The organism is Anaerocolumna jejuensis DSM 15929 (assembly GCF_900142215.1).
In the GTDB taxonomy this organism is placed as follows: domain Bacteria; phylum Bacillota; class Clostridia; order Lachnospirales; family Lachnospiraceae; genus Anaerocolumna; species Anaerocolumna jejuensis.
On the sequence record NZ_FRAC01000020.1, the window covers coordinates 14,871 to 31,564 of the forward strand.

The window sequence follows — 16,694 nt, forward strand, 5'->3', positions numbered from 1 at the left end:
ATACTTTTTAAGGAATGAAAACTGGTGAAAATGACGGCAGGCAATAGGATTTACAGATTGACGAGTACAGCAGACAGCAAAGACAGCTTTTAATCAAAAAAGCTGTTGAAGACCGATGTCCTCAACCGATGCAGGGTATCGGTTTTTATAAGTGCCGGTCCTGATATATAGTCAGGAAGGACACATAGCTAGAAAGGATGATTAGGTGAAAGAATTGTTACAAAAATTTAATTTCTCAGAAGATGTAAAAGCAATACTGAGCAGCTGTAAGAGCGTAGTAGTACCTGCTACGAAGGAGGAATTACTTGCTCTTTCCTTTGGTCCCCAAGGAGGAAATGAATACGAAGTCAGATATGAGGTAGAAGGAAAAGGTTCCGTTCTGGAAGCTACCGTAACAAGGTGCCGAAATGGTGTAATCGGCAACTATCCGGAAGATTATATGAGAAGAAGGGATCCTGACTGCAGTATTGTATCAGATGAAAAAGGTACGGATAAGCCAAGATACCAGGAGCTTTATCACAGAGACTTTAAGGAATTAAGGGAAGAAACCTTTAGCTGGCTTAAGGAGCAGGATTTGCTTATTGTTCCCTTTATGTCAGGCGGCAGAGAGTACGGATATCCCTCTATTTTACTTGCGCCTGTCAATGCGGCTTTTTTTGGCGCAGCTATGGCAGATTTGCAGGAATTTGTCAGCATAAATGATATGGAAGAAGGCTTTACTCCAAGAGCCGTTGTTTATCTGGCCCCTCCTTTCCGTCACACCCATTTTGACGGTAAGCAGATCGTTGTACACAACAGGCTTGATGATGTTCATGAGGTATTCTCTTATAATCTCTATCCCGGTCCCAGTGCTAAAAAAGGTATCTATGGTGTATTGTTAAATATAGGTGAAAATGAAGGCTGGACAACATGCCATGCTTCCACTGTAAAGGTAATCACTCCTTATGACAATGAAATCGTCATAATGCATGAAGGTGCATCCGGCGGCGGAAAGAGTGAAATGACCGAAAATATCCATAGAGAATTGGACGGTAAGGTTGTTCTTGGTGTGAACACCATTACCAATGAAAAAACATATATCGAACTGGTTGACGCCTGCGAGCTTCGTCCCGTTACCGATGATATGGCATTGTGCCATACGGATATGCAGAATGAAAGCCATAAATTAGTAGTAAAGGATGCGGAAGACGGTTGGTTCTTACGTTTGGATAATATTAAGAAATATGGGGATTCTCCTCAGTTGGAAAGTACCTTAATTCAGCCGCCGAGACCTTTAGTATATATAAACATGCAGGCTATTGAAGGAGCGACCTGCCTTCCCTGGGAACATATTTTAGATTCTGACGGCAAGCCCTGCCCGAATCCAAGAGTAATTCTTCCAAGGGAGTTTGTACAAAACGTAGTAAGTGACCTTGTAGAGGTGGATATCAGAAGCTTTGGTGTAAGGACACCGCCCTGTACCAAGGAAAGGCCAAGCTATGGCGTTATTGGCTTATTCCATATACTTCCTCCGGCTCTTGCATGGTTATGGAGGCTGGTAGCACCCAGAGGCTATAACAATCCCAGCATCAATTCCTCCAACAAGATGACAAGTGAAGGTGTAGGCTCCTACTGGCCCTTTGCAACCGGTAAGATGGTAACCCAGGCTAATCTTCTGTTGGATCAGATTAAAAATTCCACCCATACCAGATATGTCCTGATACCAAATCAGCATATTGGTGTATATGAAGTAGGCTTCATGCCTCAGTGGGTTGCAAGAGAGTATATTGCAAGACGAGGCGGAGCAAAATTCAAGCCGGAGCATTTAACGGAAGCACGCTGCAATATTCTTGGTTACTGTCAGGAATCCATCCGTATTGACGGACGCTATATCAGAAAAGATTTCCTTCGCCCTGAGCTTCAGGCTGAGGTCGGTATTGAAGGCTATGATAAAGGTGCTCAGATGTTAGTTGATTTCTTTAAGGCTGAGCTTGAAAAGTTCAATACACCGGAATTGGATCCCTTAGGAAAGAAGATTATCGAATGCTTTTATAACAATGGCACACTGGATGACTATTGTGAAATCCTGCCCATGAGATATTAAGAAAGCAGCATAAATAGCATAAAGAATAAAGAGTCTGAACTGATTTAAATATAAAAAGCCCGGAAAGCTTGCCTTTCCCGGGCTTTTTTATCGTGCTTGCAGGATATTAATTGAGCGAACGGCGCATATATTTTATACAAGGACACATTAAGAGAATAGTGTGAAAATTAAAATTCCGTCGAATGGGGCTGGTAAAGGGAAAGGTAGTATAATGGATGCCACGGAAGTCAAGCAGTTCCTGATCAGAGGAGTAAAACGGAATCCGGGAGGGACCTACCCCAATAAGGAATGGGGATTTGGCATGATTGATATTTACAGAACCTTTGACAGTCTGCGGGGTGAGGCTATTCAGCGTTAAATAAAAATGAATAAGCTTTTCTTAACAGAAGCATACTTATCTTGCAAAACAAACAGAAAAGGAGGAAATTATGCCAAAAGACAGTCAGCCGGATAATAAAAAGGCCCGAATGGAAAAGGCGGATAATCAGACACCCATAACCAGAGAAAATCAGAACCAGACCAGAAATGCAAAGAAACAGTCTGCAAAGCATAATGATGTTTAAAGGATGAGAAAGAGGTTGCTATGGCAAAAGCAGGAATGAGACGCCCGGATGAGGAGGAACCTCATGGAACTATGGGGAATATAGGTATTACCAGGAAAAAGAACGAGGAAAAACCGGTTCCGGAAATACAGGGAAAGGCCAAAAGCGGTCATGAAAAAGCAAATCCCATAAAATATGACGGGAAATGGTAATACAGGAGGGCAGCTGCAAAAATAAGCAGCTGCTCCTTCTTATTGAAAGCGGAATTGTACACTGAAATTGAGAATAAAAGCAATTGGGGCTTGCAAAGGTTATATCCGAGTATTATAATAGGGATTAAATTAGTGGGGATTAAAACAGTAGGATTAAAAAACAAGTTTTTACTAAGTGGCATCCCTGTACAGAATAAAAGAAAGGTAAGTGGTGAGTACTATGTCAGAGCAATTACTCGAAATCAAAGGACTTAAGGTCAGTGCCGATGGGAAAGACATTTTAAATGGATTAGACCTGAATATAAGAAAAGGTGAGGTTCATGTTATCATGGGTCCCAATGGAGCAGGTAAATCAACTTTAGGATATTCGATTATGGGACATCCGAAATATGAAGTAGAGGAAGGAAGCATCCGTTTCGAAGGAGAGGATATTACATACGAAAAGACGGATGTAAGAGCCAAAAAAGGTATCTTTTTATCCTTCCAGAATCCCGAGGAATTAGCAGGAGTAAACCTGGAAAGTTTTATGAGGACTTCCAAGATAGCCGTAGAAGGCAAGCCTTTAAAGGTTTTGGCATACAGAAAGGAAATGAATAAAACCATGGAAAGCCTCGGCATGGACAGGGAATATGCAGAGAGATATCTGAATGTAGGCTTTTCCGGCGGTGAAAAAAAGAAATCGGAAATCCTTCAGATGCTGATGTTAGACCCCAAGCTTGCTATATTGGATGAAACGGATTCGGGCCTTGATGTAGATGCCGTTAAGATAGTTTCAAAGGGTGTAAAGGCCTTTAAAAATAAGAACAATTCCCTTTTAATTATTACTCATAACACAAAAATACTGGAATATCTAGAGGTTGATTATGTGCATATTCTGGTTGACGGAAAGCTGGTCAAGACAGGTAATGCCTCTCTTATTGATGAAGTAAACAGGAAAGGCTTTAAGGAATTAGCACTCAGCTAAAGAAAGGAGGACATCATGGAAACGGTTAAGAATAAGACTTTTGTAGAGGATGTCAATAGAAGTATCTATGATATTAAGGATAAGGTAAATGCCTCCTATAAGACTTCCAGAGGGTTGACCTCAGGAATTGTAAATGCCATATCATTAGAGAAGAATGACCCTGCCTGGATGCGTGAATTCAGGCAAAAATCCTTAAAAATATATAATGAGCTTGAAGCTCCGGTATGGGGACCAAGCCTTGAAGGGCTTAATATGGAGGATATTGTTACCTATGTAAGGCCCAATACCAAGATGCAGCTGAAATGGGATGAGGTGCCGGAGGATATTAAAAATACCTTTGAGCGTCTTGGAATCCCACAGGCTGAAAGAACCTCTCTGGCCGGTGTAGGTGCCCAGTATGATTCTGAAGTGGTATACCACAATGTAAGGGAAGAAGTAAAAAGCCAGGGTGTCATATACACCGATATGGAAAGTGCTTTAAGGGAGCATGAAGATATAGTAAAAGAACATTTTATGAAGCTGGTAACCCCCAGGGACCATAAATTTGCCGCCCTGCATGGTGCTGTATGGAGCGGAGGCTCCTTTGTATATGTTCCGCCGGGCGTTTCGGTGGAGATTCCCTTGCAGTCCTATTTCCGGTTAAATGCACCTGGAGCAGGACAATTTGAACATACATTGATTATTGTAGATAAGGGAGCCAACCTTCACTTTATCGAGGGATGTTCAGCACCGAAATACAATGTGGCCAATCTTCATGCCGGCTGTGTGGAGCTGTTCGTACGGGAAGGCGGAAGGCTTCGCTATTCCACGATAGAAAACTGGTCCAAGAATATGTTCAACTTAAATACCAAGCGTGCGTCGGTTGAAAAGGATGGCATTATGGAGTGGGTATCAGGCTCCTTCGGCTCCAGAGTATCCTACCTGTATCCGATGAGCATCTTAAAGGGGGAGAATGCCAGGATGGAATATACCGGCATTACCTTTGCCGGAAAGGGACAGAACCTGGATACTGGTGTTAAGGTGGTTCATGGTGCACCAAACACCTCCTCCCATATGAGTTCCAAGTCCATTTCCAAGGACGGAGGCTGCTCTACCTTTCGAAGTGCCGTTGTTATGGGAACAGAAGCGGACGGTGCCAAGTGTGCGGTATCCTGTGAATCGCTGATGCTGGACTCCGAATCCCGTTCCGATACCATTCCGGTTATGGATATCCGCAATGATAATGTAGATATCGGCCATGAAGCAAAAATCGGCCGTATCAGTGATGATACTATATTTTACCTTATGAGCAGGGGCTTAAGTGAGGCGGATGCAAGAGCGATGATAGTCAGCGGTTTTGCGGAACCCATTGCCAAAGAGCTGCCCCTGGAATATGCTCTTGAAATGAACCAGTTAATACGGCTTGAAATGGAAGGAAGCATAGGATAATTGTTCTGTAAAAGGAAATTCAGAAAGGATGGGTGCGAATATGATACTGGAATTAAAGGAAGCGAACAAACTGCCCATGAAAACCTTCCGTTGGCTGGGCGTAAATGAATTAAAACTTAATAGGGAGATACCGGATATCAAACCCTTTCAAAGGATAGAACCACAAGGGGAAGGTGTTAAGGAATTGGTAATAACCAGAAGCAATACCTTTCCTTATGATAAGATGCCCCTTACGGGAATGGGAGAGGAAGCGGCAGAATTTATACATCAAAACAAGAATCAGGAAATGACGATTACAGTTCCAAAGGGTAAGAAGGTGAAAGAACCGGTATTCATCCGCTACAGGCTGGAAGCAGAAAATCCTGTGCTGGTAGAGGAGACTCTTATTCTTGCGGAAGAGGGCAGTGAGATTACACTGGTAGTTACCTATGAAGGAGAAGAAGAGGCAAAGGCATTTCACGGAGGATTATTCTATCTGAAAGCTGCAAAGAATGCGGTGATAAATCTGATACAGGTACAGCTGCTTCCTGATACAGGCTTTCATTTCAGCAATATTGGAGCACAGACAGATATCGGCGGGCAGGTCCATATTACCCAGTGCGAGCTGGGAGGGGGCCATGCAATCAGCGGCATCCTGGGAGAATTAGAGGGGGATGACAGCGAGCTTCATGTGGATACCATTTATTTTGGTGACAGGGACAGAGTTCTTGATTTTAACTATGTGGCAAACCATTACGGCAAGAATTCCAAAAGCGATATGACGGTAAACGGCGCACTGGCCGGCACCAGTAAGAAGATATTCAGAGGAACCATTGATTTTAAGAAGGGAGCATCCGGCTCGGAAGGAGCAGAAGGAGAATATACACTGCTCTTTGATAAAAACATTAAAAATGTATCCGTACCCCTTATTCTATGCGGTGAAGAAAATGTGTCAGGAAAGCATGCCGCAAACAGCGGAAGAATCGAAGAAGAGAAGCTTTTTTATATGATGTCCAGAGGACTTAGTGAAGAGGATGCCAAGAAAATGATGTTAGAGGCCTGGTTTCATCCCGCAGTACAAAACATTCCTGCTGAAGATATAAGGGAAGAGGTATCAGAATATGTAAAAGGGAGGTTGAACCATGTTAAACCCCTATAGAAAAGATTTTCCCCTGCTGGACCAGAAGGACAGGGTAAAGCCCCTGATCTATCTTGATAATGCAGCCACTACCCAGAAGCCGGAAGCGGTCTTAAAGGCCATGGAGGACTATTACAGGGAATACAATGCCAATCCCTATCGAGGTTTATATGATATCAGTGAAAAGGCTACAGAGAGGTATGAAGAAGCCAGAAAGGTCACTGCAGAATTCATACATGCAGAAGATTCATCCGAAATTGTATTTACCAGAAATACAACGGAAAGCCTGAATTTGATTGCTTATAGCTATGGCAGAAGCTTTCTGGAAGAAGGGGATGAAATACTGATTCCCATATCAGAGCACCATAGCAACCTCCTCCCCTGGCAGCAGCTTGCAAAGGAAAAAAAGGCAGAGCTTCGCTATCTGTATCTGGATGAGAAGGGACATTTAAAAGAAGAGGAGCTTAAAGCTAAAATTACTTCAAAGACCCGTATAGTAGCTTTAGCCTGTGTTTCCAATGTCCTTGGTACTATATTTCCTGTGAAGAAAATTATTGAAAAGGCTCATAGTGTAGGGGCGGTAACTGTTTTGGACTGTGCCCAGAGCATTCCTCACTACCCTCTGGATGTAACGGCACTGGATACGGATTTCGCAGTATTTTCCGGACATAAGATGCTGGGCCCCATGGGAATCGGAGTGCTGTATGGAAAGAAAGCTCTCTTAGAGAAAATGCCTCCCTTTTTGACCGGGGGTGAGATGATTGATTTTGTTTCGGAGCAGGAGGCTACCTTTGCTCCCCTTCCTCAGAAATTTGAAGCCGGCACTCCTAATGTAGGAGGCGCAATCGGGCTGATGGAGGCAATATCCTATATAAAAAATGCAGGTTATGAAAAAATTCGGGCAATTGAGGAAGAATTAACGGCATATGCTCTTGACAGATTAAGAGAATTGCCATATGTTACTATATATGGGGAGAAATATCCCAGTGAAAACAGAAGCGGTGTCATATCCTTTAATGTGGAAAATGTGCATCCCCACGATGTTTCCTCTCTATTGGATGCGGACGGTGTCTGTATCCGCGCAGGTCATCACTGTGCCCAGCCTCTTATGCGTTATATGGAGGTAGCTGCGACCTGCCGCGTATCTTTTTATTTATATAATACAAAAGAAGATGTGGATGCTTTTATTGAAAGTCTTAAGAAGGTAAGGAGGTGGCTTGGACTTGGGGATTGAAAATATTTATTCGGACATTCTAAGGGAACATGCCAATTCCAATCACAATAAGCATCATCTTGGGCATCCTACCCAGACCCAGAGGGGAATTAACCCCAGCTGCGGAGATGAAATAGAGTTGGAATTACAGCTGGAAGACGGGATTATTAAGGATGCTTCCTTTGTCGGCAGCGGATGTGCCATATCCCAGGCATCTGCTTCCATTATGATTGACCTGATAAAGGGAAAAAGTATAGAGGAAGCGAAGAAGCTGGCAAATACCTTTACCGGCATGATAAAAAATGAGATAACAGAGGAAGAAGAGCTTGAAAGCCTTGAGGACGCCATAGCCTTGAAGGATATATCCCATATGCCTGCCAGGGTAAAATGTGCAGTGCTTGGCTGGCATACCTTAGAGGAAAGTATAAAGGACAATCATGAATAAGCTCTCCTTAAAATCAACATATTAAAGGTATTTATAATGCCATATGAAAGTGCATAGAGCAGCTTTTTTATGGCATTTTGACTTATTTTTAACAGCCTTTTATGACAGCTGCTAATGTTTAAAATTATAAAAAGCGAGGTATCCAATGACAAGATTTGATGAACTCTACCGAAAACTAACAAAGGATTATGTGGAAGGAAAGGAGGGGGAAAACAGCTACAGTGATTATGATCCCCATCATCTTGACTGCCTGCTGAATCCTGAAAAGTATCCTCCGATTTTGCAGATCGGAGAATGTCAATGTCCCCCGGACGGCCCTTCAGCCTGTATAGACAGCTGTATTTTTGAGGCAATCACAAAGGATGAAAATGGGAAGCTTATAATAGATAAGGATTTATGTGCAGGCTGCAGCGCCTGTGTGGATGCCTGTAAGGCGGACAAGCTTGTGGCCAGCAGGGATGTACTTCCGGCATTGTCTGCTCTGCATCAGGCGAAAGGCCCTGTATATGCTTTGATAGCACCGGCCTTTTTAGGACAATTTACGGAGGATGTGACACCGGGAAAGCTTCGGAGTGCCTTTAAATATCTGGGCTTTGCCGGCATGATTGAAGTGGCGCTTTTTGCAGATATCCTGACCTTAAAGGAATCCCTGGAATTTGACCGGAATATTGTGACCGAGAGGGATTACCAGCTTACCAGCTGCTGCTGTCCTATGTGGATCGGTATGATCCGCAGGGTTTATCATGACTTGATGCCCCATGTGCCGGGCGCGGTATCGCCGATGGTTGCATGCGGACGTACCATAAAAGTACTCCATCCCGATGCGGTTACCATCTTTATTGGTCCCTGTGTGGCAAAGAAAGCCGAAGCAAGAGAGAAGGATATAAAGGACGCTGTAGACTATGTTCTTACCTTCCAGGAAGTTCAGGATGTCTTCGAATTTGCCGGCATAGACCCGTCAAAAATGGAGGAAAGCGAGAAGGATCATTCCTCCAGGGCAGGGCGTATTTATGCCAGGACCGGCGGAGTAAGCGAAGCGGTAAAAAATACGTTGGAGCGGTTAAATCCCGACAGAAAGATTCACATCCGTACGAAGCAGGCAGATGGAGTACCTGCCTGTAAGCAGATGATAAATGAGCTGATAGAAGGAAAGACAGATGCCAACTTTTTTGAGGGCATGGGATGTGTGGGAGGCTGTGTCGGCGGTCCTAAGGTAATGATAAACAGAGAAGAGGGACGGCAGCACGTAAATGATTACGGTGATAAGGCAGCTTATCCGACACCCATTGACAACCCCTATGTAATAGAGCTTCTACACCGCCTGGGATTTGATACGGTTGAAAGCCTTCTGGAGCACAGCGATATTTTTACGAGGAATTTTAGGGATGACAAACAATAACCTGCACTAAGAATAGAAAGCCTGTAAATGCAGTATTTAGTACTGCATTAAGCATGTTGGTTAATAATTTAACAATCTTGAAGGCAGTAATAGGATAAAATTTGTATAGGATGCTAAAAAAAGGTAAAAATTAAGATGATTATTTGTAAAGTTCTTGTATAGACAAAAGAGTATATGTAAAATACTCTATAAATTGAGACAATATAAAAATTTGCTGTAGATTTATTAAGGAAAATGGTGTATCATTAATCCCGTGGTTTTAAATCCGGACAAATTAATTGATGTATGGATTTGCCGGTAAAACCCGTTGGAGAAAAGCGGTGTATTTTTCCAATTCCTTAATTATGAAGTATCGCAGGCAGGCTTGCGATATACTTATTATTTCGGCAGAATTACAGGTAGACCTTCAGGTAAGCCTGCTATCCTACGAAGTAAGATTGGTTAAATTTGGGATTAGATTTGGGTTTAGGATTAGGTTTAGGATTAGAGCTTTTCAACAGGCAGAATTCAGGTGATTTTGCAGAAATAGTAATCTGTATCCAGGGTGATTTGAAATAATTAAAAATTTCACAAGGAGGATTAGACATGAGAAAGACCAAAATAATCTGTACATTAGGTCCGGCAACGGACAAGGATGATGTAATGAAAGAGTTGGCTTTGGCAGGAATGGATTGTGCAAGGTTTAATTTTTCACATGCAGACCATGAGGAGCATTACAACCGTTTAGTTCGTTTGAGACAAATCAGGGAGGAATTAGACATCCCCATAGCGGCTCTGCTGGATACCAAAGGACCAGAGATACGTATTGGCAAATTTACAGATAAGAAGATTAATTTGGTTAAGGGGCAGACTTTCACCCTGACTACCAGACATATTGAAGGAACACAGGACTGTGTATATATAAATTATGAACATCTGGTAAAGGATGTAATTGTTGGTTCTACCATACTGATTGATGACGGTTTGGTTGAACTTACTGTTAATAAGCTTACGGATACGGATATTATCTGTACCGTAAAAAATGACGGAGTCATATCGGATAACAAGGGAGTGAATGTTCCCGGAACGAAGCTTACCATGCCCTTTATCAGCTCTAAGGACAGGGATGATATTATCTTTGCCATCGAAAACGGATATGATTTTATCGCAGCGTCCTTTACAAGAAATGCAGCGGATATCATGGAAATCCGGAAGATTATGCAGGAATATAGCTGTACAACTACCAATATCATAGCTAAGATCGAGAATATGGAAGGCGTTGAGAATATCGATGAGATAATCGAAGCTGCCGACGGTATTATGATTGCCAGAGGTGATATGGGTGTTGAAATACCATTGGAAGATGTTCCGGTTATCCAGAAGATGATTATCAAGAAGGTATATAATGCCGGCAAACAGGTTATAACTGCAACCCAGATGCTGGATTCCATGATGAAGAACCCAAGACCTACAAGAGCGGAAGCAACAGATGTTGCCAATGCTATTTATGACGGAACCAGTGCTATCATGTTATCAGGAGAGACTGCAGCAGGCCTTTATCCGGTAGATGCCTTAAAGACCATGGTGCGTATTGCTATCCGTACAGAGCAGGATATTGATTTCAAGAAACGTTTCAAGCTCCTTGATGCGGAAAGGAATCCCAGCATAACAGATGCGATATCCCATGCAACCTGTACAACTGCCCACGATCTGAACGCTGCTGTTATTATAACAGTAACCAAATCCGGCCAGACAGCAAGAATGATATCCAAATACCGTCCTTCCTGTCCGATTATCGGATGTACCACAGAAAAGCATGTATGCAGACAGCTTAACTTATCCTGGGGTGTTACACCTATGCTGATCAAAGAAGAGGAAGATACCTTTGTATTATTTGATCATGCAATTGAAACCGTAGAGAGTAAAGGCTATCTCCATGACGGAGAGCTTACGGTTATCACAGCCGGAGTGCCTCTTAGAACCTCAGGCACCACAAACATAATAAAAGTTCATATCGCAGGAAGTCATTATTAAAATTCAGATAAAGAGCGGGGAGTTTATGGCGGTTTCTATTTTTCATACCTTAGAGGAAAAGCAAAGGGAAGACATCCTTAAACTGATAACTGCCTGCAATGAATATGACGGACTAAAACGGCAGCCTTGCCTGAAGGAAGAAGATAATTATGACAGGGAGCTTAACAGTTATTTCTGTTATTATAAAGAAAATACACTGCTAAGTGTTCTGATTCTTTATCAGCCCTTTAAAGAGGAAGCCGAAATCTCAGCTTATACCCTGCCTTCTTATCGAAGGCAGGGTTATTTTAAAGCTCTTTTCCAAACAGCCCAAAAAGAACTTGGAAAATATGGGATTCGTCAGGCGTCATTTGTTGCAGAATATCAAAGTGAGGCTGGGAAGGCCTGTGCTCTGGCACTGGGAGCAAGGCTGATCAGGTCGGATTACCTTTTAGCCTGCCAATTGGGGCGGCAAATGAAATGGGAGGAACGGCAGTACCAGGAGAAGCTGCTTGTTGCAGATTTAACAAACAAAAATCTAAAGGATGGAATAAATGCTTTTGAACAAATATTCGGCTGGGAGAAAGAGCAGATAGAAGATATGCTGAAGGAATCTTTAGACTCCTTAAACTGCCGAACCTATCTTGCTTATATAAAAGGCAGAATTGCAGGAATACTCAGTATTCAAAGCAGTGAGACATCAGCCTCTGTTTTTGGCTTTGGTATCCTCGGGAAATACAGGGGAAAAGGCTACGGAAAGTATTTTTTCTCCTACATTCTGGATGTTCTTGAGAAAGAAGGAAAAGAGAAGGTTATTCTCCAGGTGGAAAGTGAGAGCCGTGAAGCATTTATGCTGTATAAAAAAGCTGGTTTTACAATTATGGAGGAGTACGATTATTATTACAAAAATATAATATAAGGCTGGGTTAGTAACAAGTGTCTTTGGTTTGGCATATGATAGTTTAAAAGATTTTACGAGGCTTATATGGCTTATACTATCATTCTGGATCCCGGACATGGAGGATATGACAATGGTGCGGTATATTTCGGAAGAATGGAAAAGTACGATAACCTTGACCTGGCCCTTGCTGTAGGTGAGATTTTGGACAGCAATGGAGTAAATGTGCTGTTTACAAGGGATGATGATATCTATGTTTCGCCCCTTGAAAGAGCATATATGGCAAATACGGTGCCGGCGGATTATTTTGTTACCCTGCACAGAAATTCGAGCAATACACCCAATACCTACAGTGGTGTACAGAGCTTGGTTTATAGCATGAACGATTCCTCCGCCATGCTTGCGGAAAATATTAATCGTGAGCTGGAAGGAGTAGGCTTTACAGATCTTGGTGTGGCAGTCCGAACAGATCTGGCCGTCCTTCGGAGAACAGATATGCCCGCAGTACTGGTAGAAGTGGGATTTATCAATACCGATACAGATAATACCTTATTTGATGAGAGATTTGACGATATTGCCAATGCAATTGCAACGGCAATACTGGATACTCTTGAGGAACAGAAAGGAAATGAGGGAGAAACTTCCAATGAAAACGAAACTTCCAATGAAAATCAAACATCAAGTGAAAATAATAATTTTAACATGAATGGGAATACAAGTCCCCATGAGAGCTCAGAGGTCGACACGGAATATCAGGAAGGTGAGAATCAGGGGGAACAGCCGGTCTATCATATACAGCTTGGTTTATTCAATCAGATAGACAATGCCAGAAATTTGGTGAATAATATTAACCAGGCAGGCTATAAAGCTGATATTATGCGGCAGGGTGACCTTTACGCTGTTGTGCTGGGGGATTATACCAGTCTGGATGAGGCTGCAAAAGTAGAAGATAGGCTAAGGCAGCAGGGATATAGTACCCTTGTTGTAAGAAGCGGAAGCAGATAAAATAAAAATGATATAAGGGTTGGTGCAGATTTTGTATGGTGATGCATCAATCCTTTTTGCTGTAATAAAAATTGGGAATAGGAGAAGGACGGGAACATATTTATAAATTTTTCATAAATTAATATCAAATATAATATTGTGAGTATCGTATCAGTAATGAACTGCAGTATACCAAGGGAGCCGGTATGTTATGAATGATAGGGAGAGGCTTAAGATAATCAGTGAGGAGTATGCCGATTTTGTAGTTGAGTATGATAGTGATTTGAACTTTTTTGAACGGTACCAGAACAGTACCTATAATTTAATCAACGAGAAGTATGCCGTACTTCACATACCGGTAAACTATATTAACAATAATGCAATTCAGGAGTTCGGATATCATACAATGCCGAAATGCTTTGGGCTGACAGCCTTTATAACCGGCAGTGTGGAAGGCGTCAAGGCTCACAGTGTTTATTCCGGTGAAAATACCGGTAAAGGAATTCTGATTGGAATAGTCGATTCCGGTATTGATTACAGGAATCCTTTTTTTATAAAAGAGGACAATACAACCAAAATAGAATTACTATGGGACCAGTCCATAGACAGCAATAGATATCCTGTTGGATTTTACTATGGGACAGAATATACGGAACGGGAAATCAATATGGCACTGCAGTCGGATAATCCACTGGAATTGGTACCCTCCCTGGATATGATCGGAGAGGGTACGGCTATGGCAGGTGTTGCAACCGGTCTGTCCAATAATACCATTGAGACCATTGGAGTGGTACCAGGTGCAAGCCTGGCAGTCGTAAAATTGAAAACAGCTAAAAAATACCTGGTGGAATTTTATGGAATACCGGAACACGCAGTCTGCTATCAGCAAAATGATATCATGATGGGAGTGGAATATTTAATCCGAAATGCCAAAAGGCTTGGCAAGCCGGTCGTGATTTGCCTGGGACTCAGCTCTTCCCAAAGCTCCCATAAGGGAGAGGATATTATGAGTAATTATTTTAACGAAAATGCAAATCAGGCAGGCATATGTATGCTCATTGCTTCCGGAAACGAAGGGGATCAAATGCATCATTATTATAAAAGTCTGATACCTCCTAATACAACTGACATCGTATATTTGCATGTCGGAAGGGAAGATAAGAATTTTACCGCGGAAATGTGGGGATTTCTTCCCAGCCTGTTAAACATTATGATAATTGCTCCGGATGGCACACAGATATATGAAATACAGGCTGACTTTTCCTCCCAACGGAATATCAGTGTAACTTATCTTGAAACAGTTATCTATATTGACAGCTACAACAGTGAAAAATATTCCGAGCAGCAATTGATCATGTTCCGTTTTCGCAATATGCAGGAGGGAATATGGCGGTTCGTTGTATCCGGTACGCTAAATTTAAGATCGGAGTTTCACATCTGGCTGCCCATCCGTAATTTTATCACGGAGGAAACCTATTTTTTTAATGCAGATCCTTTCACAACCATATCGGCGCCCGGCAATGCGCAATTTCCCATAACTGTAAATTCTTATGAGCCGGTAAACATAAACCTGGCTCCCTTTACCGGAAGAGGTTTTACCTCCGCCAATTTCCCGAAGCCTACCATAACTGCTCCCGGTGTCAATCTTCTTGCTCCTACCCTGTTTAATACCGTTGCCCCCATATCGGGCAGCAGCCTGTCAACAGCCTATACGGCAGGTATCTGTGCAGGATTGTTGGAAGAAAGTATCAGAAGGAAAGAGAGAAGCATACTGAACACCGCCACCGTTAAGAATGCACTGCTGATTAAAGCAACAAGGCAGAAAAATACCATATATCCCAATCCTGAATGGGGTTATGGCTATATTCAATAAAACGGACAATAAAAATCTGAAATTTTTAGATGTTTTTCTTGACTAATAGACTTTTGCATATTACTATAGGATTAGTTTTAAGCAATATAACCAACTGAACATATCGGTTGATGGAGTTGGGAGAGACTGTGGTGAACACAGCGCCGAAGGGGATTCGCGATAACTCTCAGGCAAAAGGACCTGCTCCGGACGATACTCTGGAGAGCGTAAGCACCGACGAAGCAACCTTTATCATTTTAAGGGGAATCTTTCAGGTAAAAAAACAGAGGCGTACTAAGTTTATTTAGTACGCCTTTTTTTCGTGCTAAAACAAAAGTATGGGAGGATAACGGAACAGGTACGGGCAAACCCTCTTATATGTTTGGCGTAATCCTTAAGCAGACAGTTAAAAATAAAAAAGGAAAGGTAAGACGATGGATAAAAAAACCCCTCTTTATGAATGCCATGTCAGGTCCGGCGGTAAGATAGTGCCCTTTGCAGGATATCTTCTACCGGTACAGTATGAAACTGGTGTAATTGCAGAGCATATGGCTGTCAGAAAGGCAGCCGGTCTTTTTGATGTTTCCCATATGGGAGAACTTCTTCTAAAGGGCAGGGATGCTCTTTCCAACATCCAAAAGCTTGTGACAAATGATTGCGGGAACATGTATACCGGGCAGGTCAGGTACAGCCCTATGTGCTATGAAGACGGCGGAGTGGTGGATGACCTTCTGGTTTATAAAAGAGAGGAAGAATCCTATCTCCTGGTGGTGAATGCCTCCAACCGCTTAAAGGATGCCGAATTTATAAAAGAGCATCTATTTGGTGAAGTAACCATGGAAGATATCTCCGATTCTGTTGCCCAGATTGCCCTCCAGGGACCGGCAGCAGAAAAGATACTTTCAAAGCTGTGCAAGGAATCGGATATTCCGGTAAAGTACTATACCTTTAAAGAAAGGGTAAAGGCAGGAGAAATAACAGCTTTAATTTCAAGGACAGGATATACCGGTGAACTGGGTTATGAACTGTATGTCAAAACGGAAGACGGAGAAAAACTGTGGGAGCTGTTAATGGATGTAGGAAAGGAGGAAGGGCTGATTCCCTGCGGACTTGGAGCAAGGGATACCTTAAGACTGGAAGCCGCCATGCCCCTGTACGGTCATGAAATGGATGAAACCATAACCCCCCTTGAGACGGGACTGTCCTTTGCCGTAAAGCTTCATAAGGAGGATTTCATCGGTAAAGACGGAATTCTCAGCAGAGGGGAACCTAAGCGAAAGCGTATCGGACTGCGCATTACAGGAAGAGGGATTGCAAGAGAGAACTGCCCGGTCTATGCGGGAGATACCCTGATTGGGTATACTACCTCAGGTACCCATCTTCCCTGCCTTGGGTTTCCGGGAGCTATGGCTATTGTAACAAAAGAGTATGATACAAAGGCTGGACTTACGGTGGAAATCAGAGGAAAAAAGATAGAGGCCGAGGAGGTGCCGTTACCTTTCTACAAAAATACTGTGAAATAATCAAAAAGCTAAGCTAATGACAAGGCCAATGATACTTAATAT

The 16,694-nt window shown here is 42.5% G+C and carries 14 protein-coding genes, 1 pseudogene and 1 riboswitch; all 15 genes and pseudogenes read left to right on the plus strand.

Features of this window, described 5'->3' with window-relative positions; translation table 11 throughout:
• The first annotated feature begins 205 nt into the window (after positions 1-205).
• Complete coding sequence (locus BUB77_RS18340) at positions 206-2,083, plus strand: DUF4914 family protein (RefSeq protein ID WP_207650850.1); 1,878 nt, start codon at positions 206-208, stop codon at positions 2,081-2,083.
• 160 nt (positions 2,084-2,243) lie between these two features.
• Entirely contained in the window at positions 2,244-2,441 is a 198-nt protein-coding gene (locus BUB77_RS29525) for a hypothetical protein (RefSeq protein ID WP_139241235.1), read from the plus strand.
• A 70-nt stretch (positions 2,442-2,511) separates the two neighbouring features.
• Complete coding sequence (locus BUB77_RS30710) at positions 2,512-2,646, plus strand: hypothetical protein (protein ID WP_278277737.1); 135 nt, start codon at positions 2,512-2,514, stop codon at positions 2,644-2,646.
• Positions 2,647-2,666: 20 nt separating this feature from the next.
• The gene (locus BUB77_RS30000; RefSeq protein WP_170866690.1) at positions 2,667-2,837 is read left to right on the plus strand and encodes a hypothetical protein; all 171 of its coding nucleotides are present in this window, start codon (positions 2,667-2,669) and stop codon (positions 2,835-2,837) included.
• Positions 2,838-3,057: 220 nt separating this feature from the next.
• Positions 3,058-3,801: a Fe-S cluster assembly ATPase SufC gene (sufC, locus tag BUB77_RS18350; protein ID WP_073278305.1), complete on the plus strand. Its 744-nt coding sequence runs from the start codon at positions 3,058-3,060 to the stop codon at positions 3,799-3,801.
• Positions 3,802-3,816: 15 nt separating this feature from the next.
• Positions 3,817-5,229 carry a Fe-S cluster assembly protein SufB gene (gene sufB / locus BUB77_RS18355; protein ID WP_073278306.1) on the plus strand — a complete coding sequence of 471 codons (1,413 nt, stop codon included), beginning with the start codon at positions 3,817-3,819 and terminating at the stop codon, positions 5,227-5,229.
• Between the two features lie 40 nt (positions 5,230-5,269).
• Complete coding sequence (locus tag BUB77_RS18360; protein ID WP_073278399.1) at positions 5,270-6,367, plus strand: SufD family Fe-S cluster assembly protein; 1,098 nt, start codon at positions 5,270-5,272, stop codon at positions 6,365-6,367.
• Complete coding sequence (locus tag BUB77_RS18365) at positions 6,351-7,580, plus strand: cysteine desulfurase (RefSeq protein ID WP_073278307.1); 1,230 nt, start codon at positions 6,351-6,353, stop codon at positions 7,578-7,580. The genes BUB77_RS18360 and BUB77_RS18365 overlap by 17 nt, the downstream gene beginning before the upstream one ends.
• Positions 7,570-8,004: a Fe-S cluster assembly sulfur transfer protein SufU gene (gene sufU / locus BUB77_RS18370; RefSeq protein WP_073278308.1), complete on the plus strand. Its 435-nt coding sequence runs from the start codon at positions 7,570-7,572 to the stop codon at positions 8,002-8,004. Before BUB77_RS18365 ends, sufU begins: the two co-directional genes overlap by 11 nt.
• Positions 8,005-8,149: 145 nt before the next feature.
• The gene (locus tag BUB77_RS18375; protein WP_073278309.1) at positions 8,150-9,403 is read left to right on the plus strand and encodes a [Fe-Fe] hydrogenase large subunit C-terminal domain-containing protein; all 1,254 of its coding nucleotides are present in this window, start codon (positions 8,150-8,152) and stop codon (positions 9,401-9,403) included.
• Between the two features lie 585 nt (positions 9,404-9,988).
• A pseudogene (gene pyk / locus BUB77_RS18380) lies at positions 9,989-11,404 on the plus strand (pyruvate kinase); the annotation flags it as partial.
• 37 nt (positions 11,405-11,441) lie between these two features.
• A complete protein-coding gene (locus tag BUB77_RS18385) occupies positions 11,442-12,314 on the plus strand; it encodes a GNAT family N-acetyltransferase (protein WP_073278311.1) in 873 nt (290 codons plus the stop codon).
• A gap of 66 nt (positions 12,315-12,380) precedes the next feature.
• Positions 12,381-13,298 (plus strand): N-acetylmuramoyl-L-alanine amidase, encoded by a 918-nt coding sequence (locus BUB77_RS18390; RefSeq protein ID WP_073278312.1) that lies wholly within the window; start codon positions 12,381-12,383, stop codon positions 13,296-13,298.
• Positions 13,299-13,488: 190 nt separating this feature from the next.
• Positions 13,489-15,150, plus strand: coding sequence for a S8 family peptidase (locus BUB77_RS18395; RefSeq protein WP_073278313.1), 1,662 nt, complete (start codon positions 13,489-13,491; stop codon positions 15,148-15,150).
• A 107-nt stretch (positions 15,151-15,257) separates the two neighbouring features.
• Positions 15,258-15,342: riboswitch (glycine riboswitch) on the plus strand.
• 221 nt (positions 15,343-15,563) lie between these two features.
• A complete protein-coding gene (gcvT, locus tag BUB77_RS18400; RefSeq protein ID WP_073278314.1) occupies positions 15,564-16,652 on the plus strand; it encodes a glycine cleavage system aminomethyltransferase GcvT in 1,089 nt (362 codons plus the stop codon).
• The last annotated feature ends 42 nt before the right edge of the window (positions 16,653-16,694 follow it).

Excerpts from the sequence above, each read along its gene's own strand:
- gcvT (WP_073278314.1), top strand. The coding sequence starts at position 15,564 with ATGGATAAAAAAACCCCTCTTTATGAATGCCATGTCAGGTCCGGCGGT.
- BUB77_RS18385 (WP_073278311.1), top strand. The coding sequence starts at position 11,442 with ATGGCGGTTTCTATTTTTCATACCTTAGAGGAAAAGCAAAGGGAAGAC.
- BUB77_RS30000 (WP_170866690.1), top strand. The coding sequence starts at position 2,667 with ATGGCAAAAGCAGGAATGAGACGCCCGGATGAGGAGGAACCTCATGGA.
- BUB77_RS18365 (WP_073278307.1), top strand. The coding sequence starts at position 6,351 with ATGTTAAACCCCTATAGAAAAGATTTTCCCCTGCTGGACCAGAAGGAC.
- BUB77_RS18395 (WP_073278313.1), top strand. The coding sequence starts at position 13,489 with ATGAATGATAGGGAGAGGCTTAAGATAATCAGTGAGGAGTATGCCGAT.
- sufB (WP_073278306.1), top strand. The coding sequence starts at position 3,817 with ATGGAAACGGTTAAGAATAAGACTTTTGTAGAGGATGTCAATAGAAGT.
- BUB77_RS18360 (WP_073278399.1), top strand. The coding sequence starts at position 5,270 with ATGATACTGGAATTAAAGGAAGCGAACAAACTGCCCATGAAAACCTTC.
- BUB77_RS18390 (WP_073278312.1), top strand. The coding sequence starts at position 12,381 with ATGGCTTATACTATCATTCTGGATCCCGGACATGGAGGATATGACAAT.
- BUB77_RS18375 (WP_073278309.1), top strand. The coding sequence starts at position 8,150 with ATGACAAGATTTGATGAACTCTACCGAAAACTAACAAAGGATTATGTG.
- BUB77_RS30710 (WP_278277737.1), top strand. The coding sequence starts at position 2,512 with ATGCCAAAAGACAGTCAGCCGGATAATAAAAAGGCCCGAATGGAAAAG.
- sufC (WP_073278305.1), top strand. The coding sequence starts at position 3,058 with ATGTCAGAGCAATTACTCGAAATCAAAGGACTTAAGGTCAGTGCCGAT.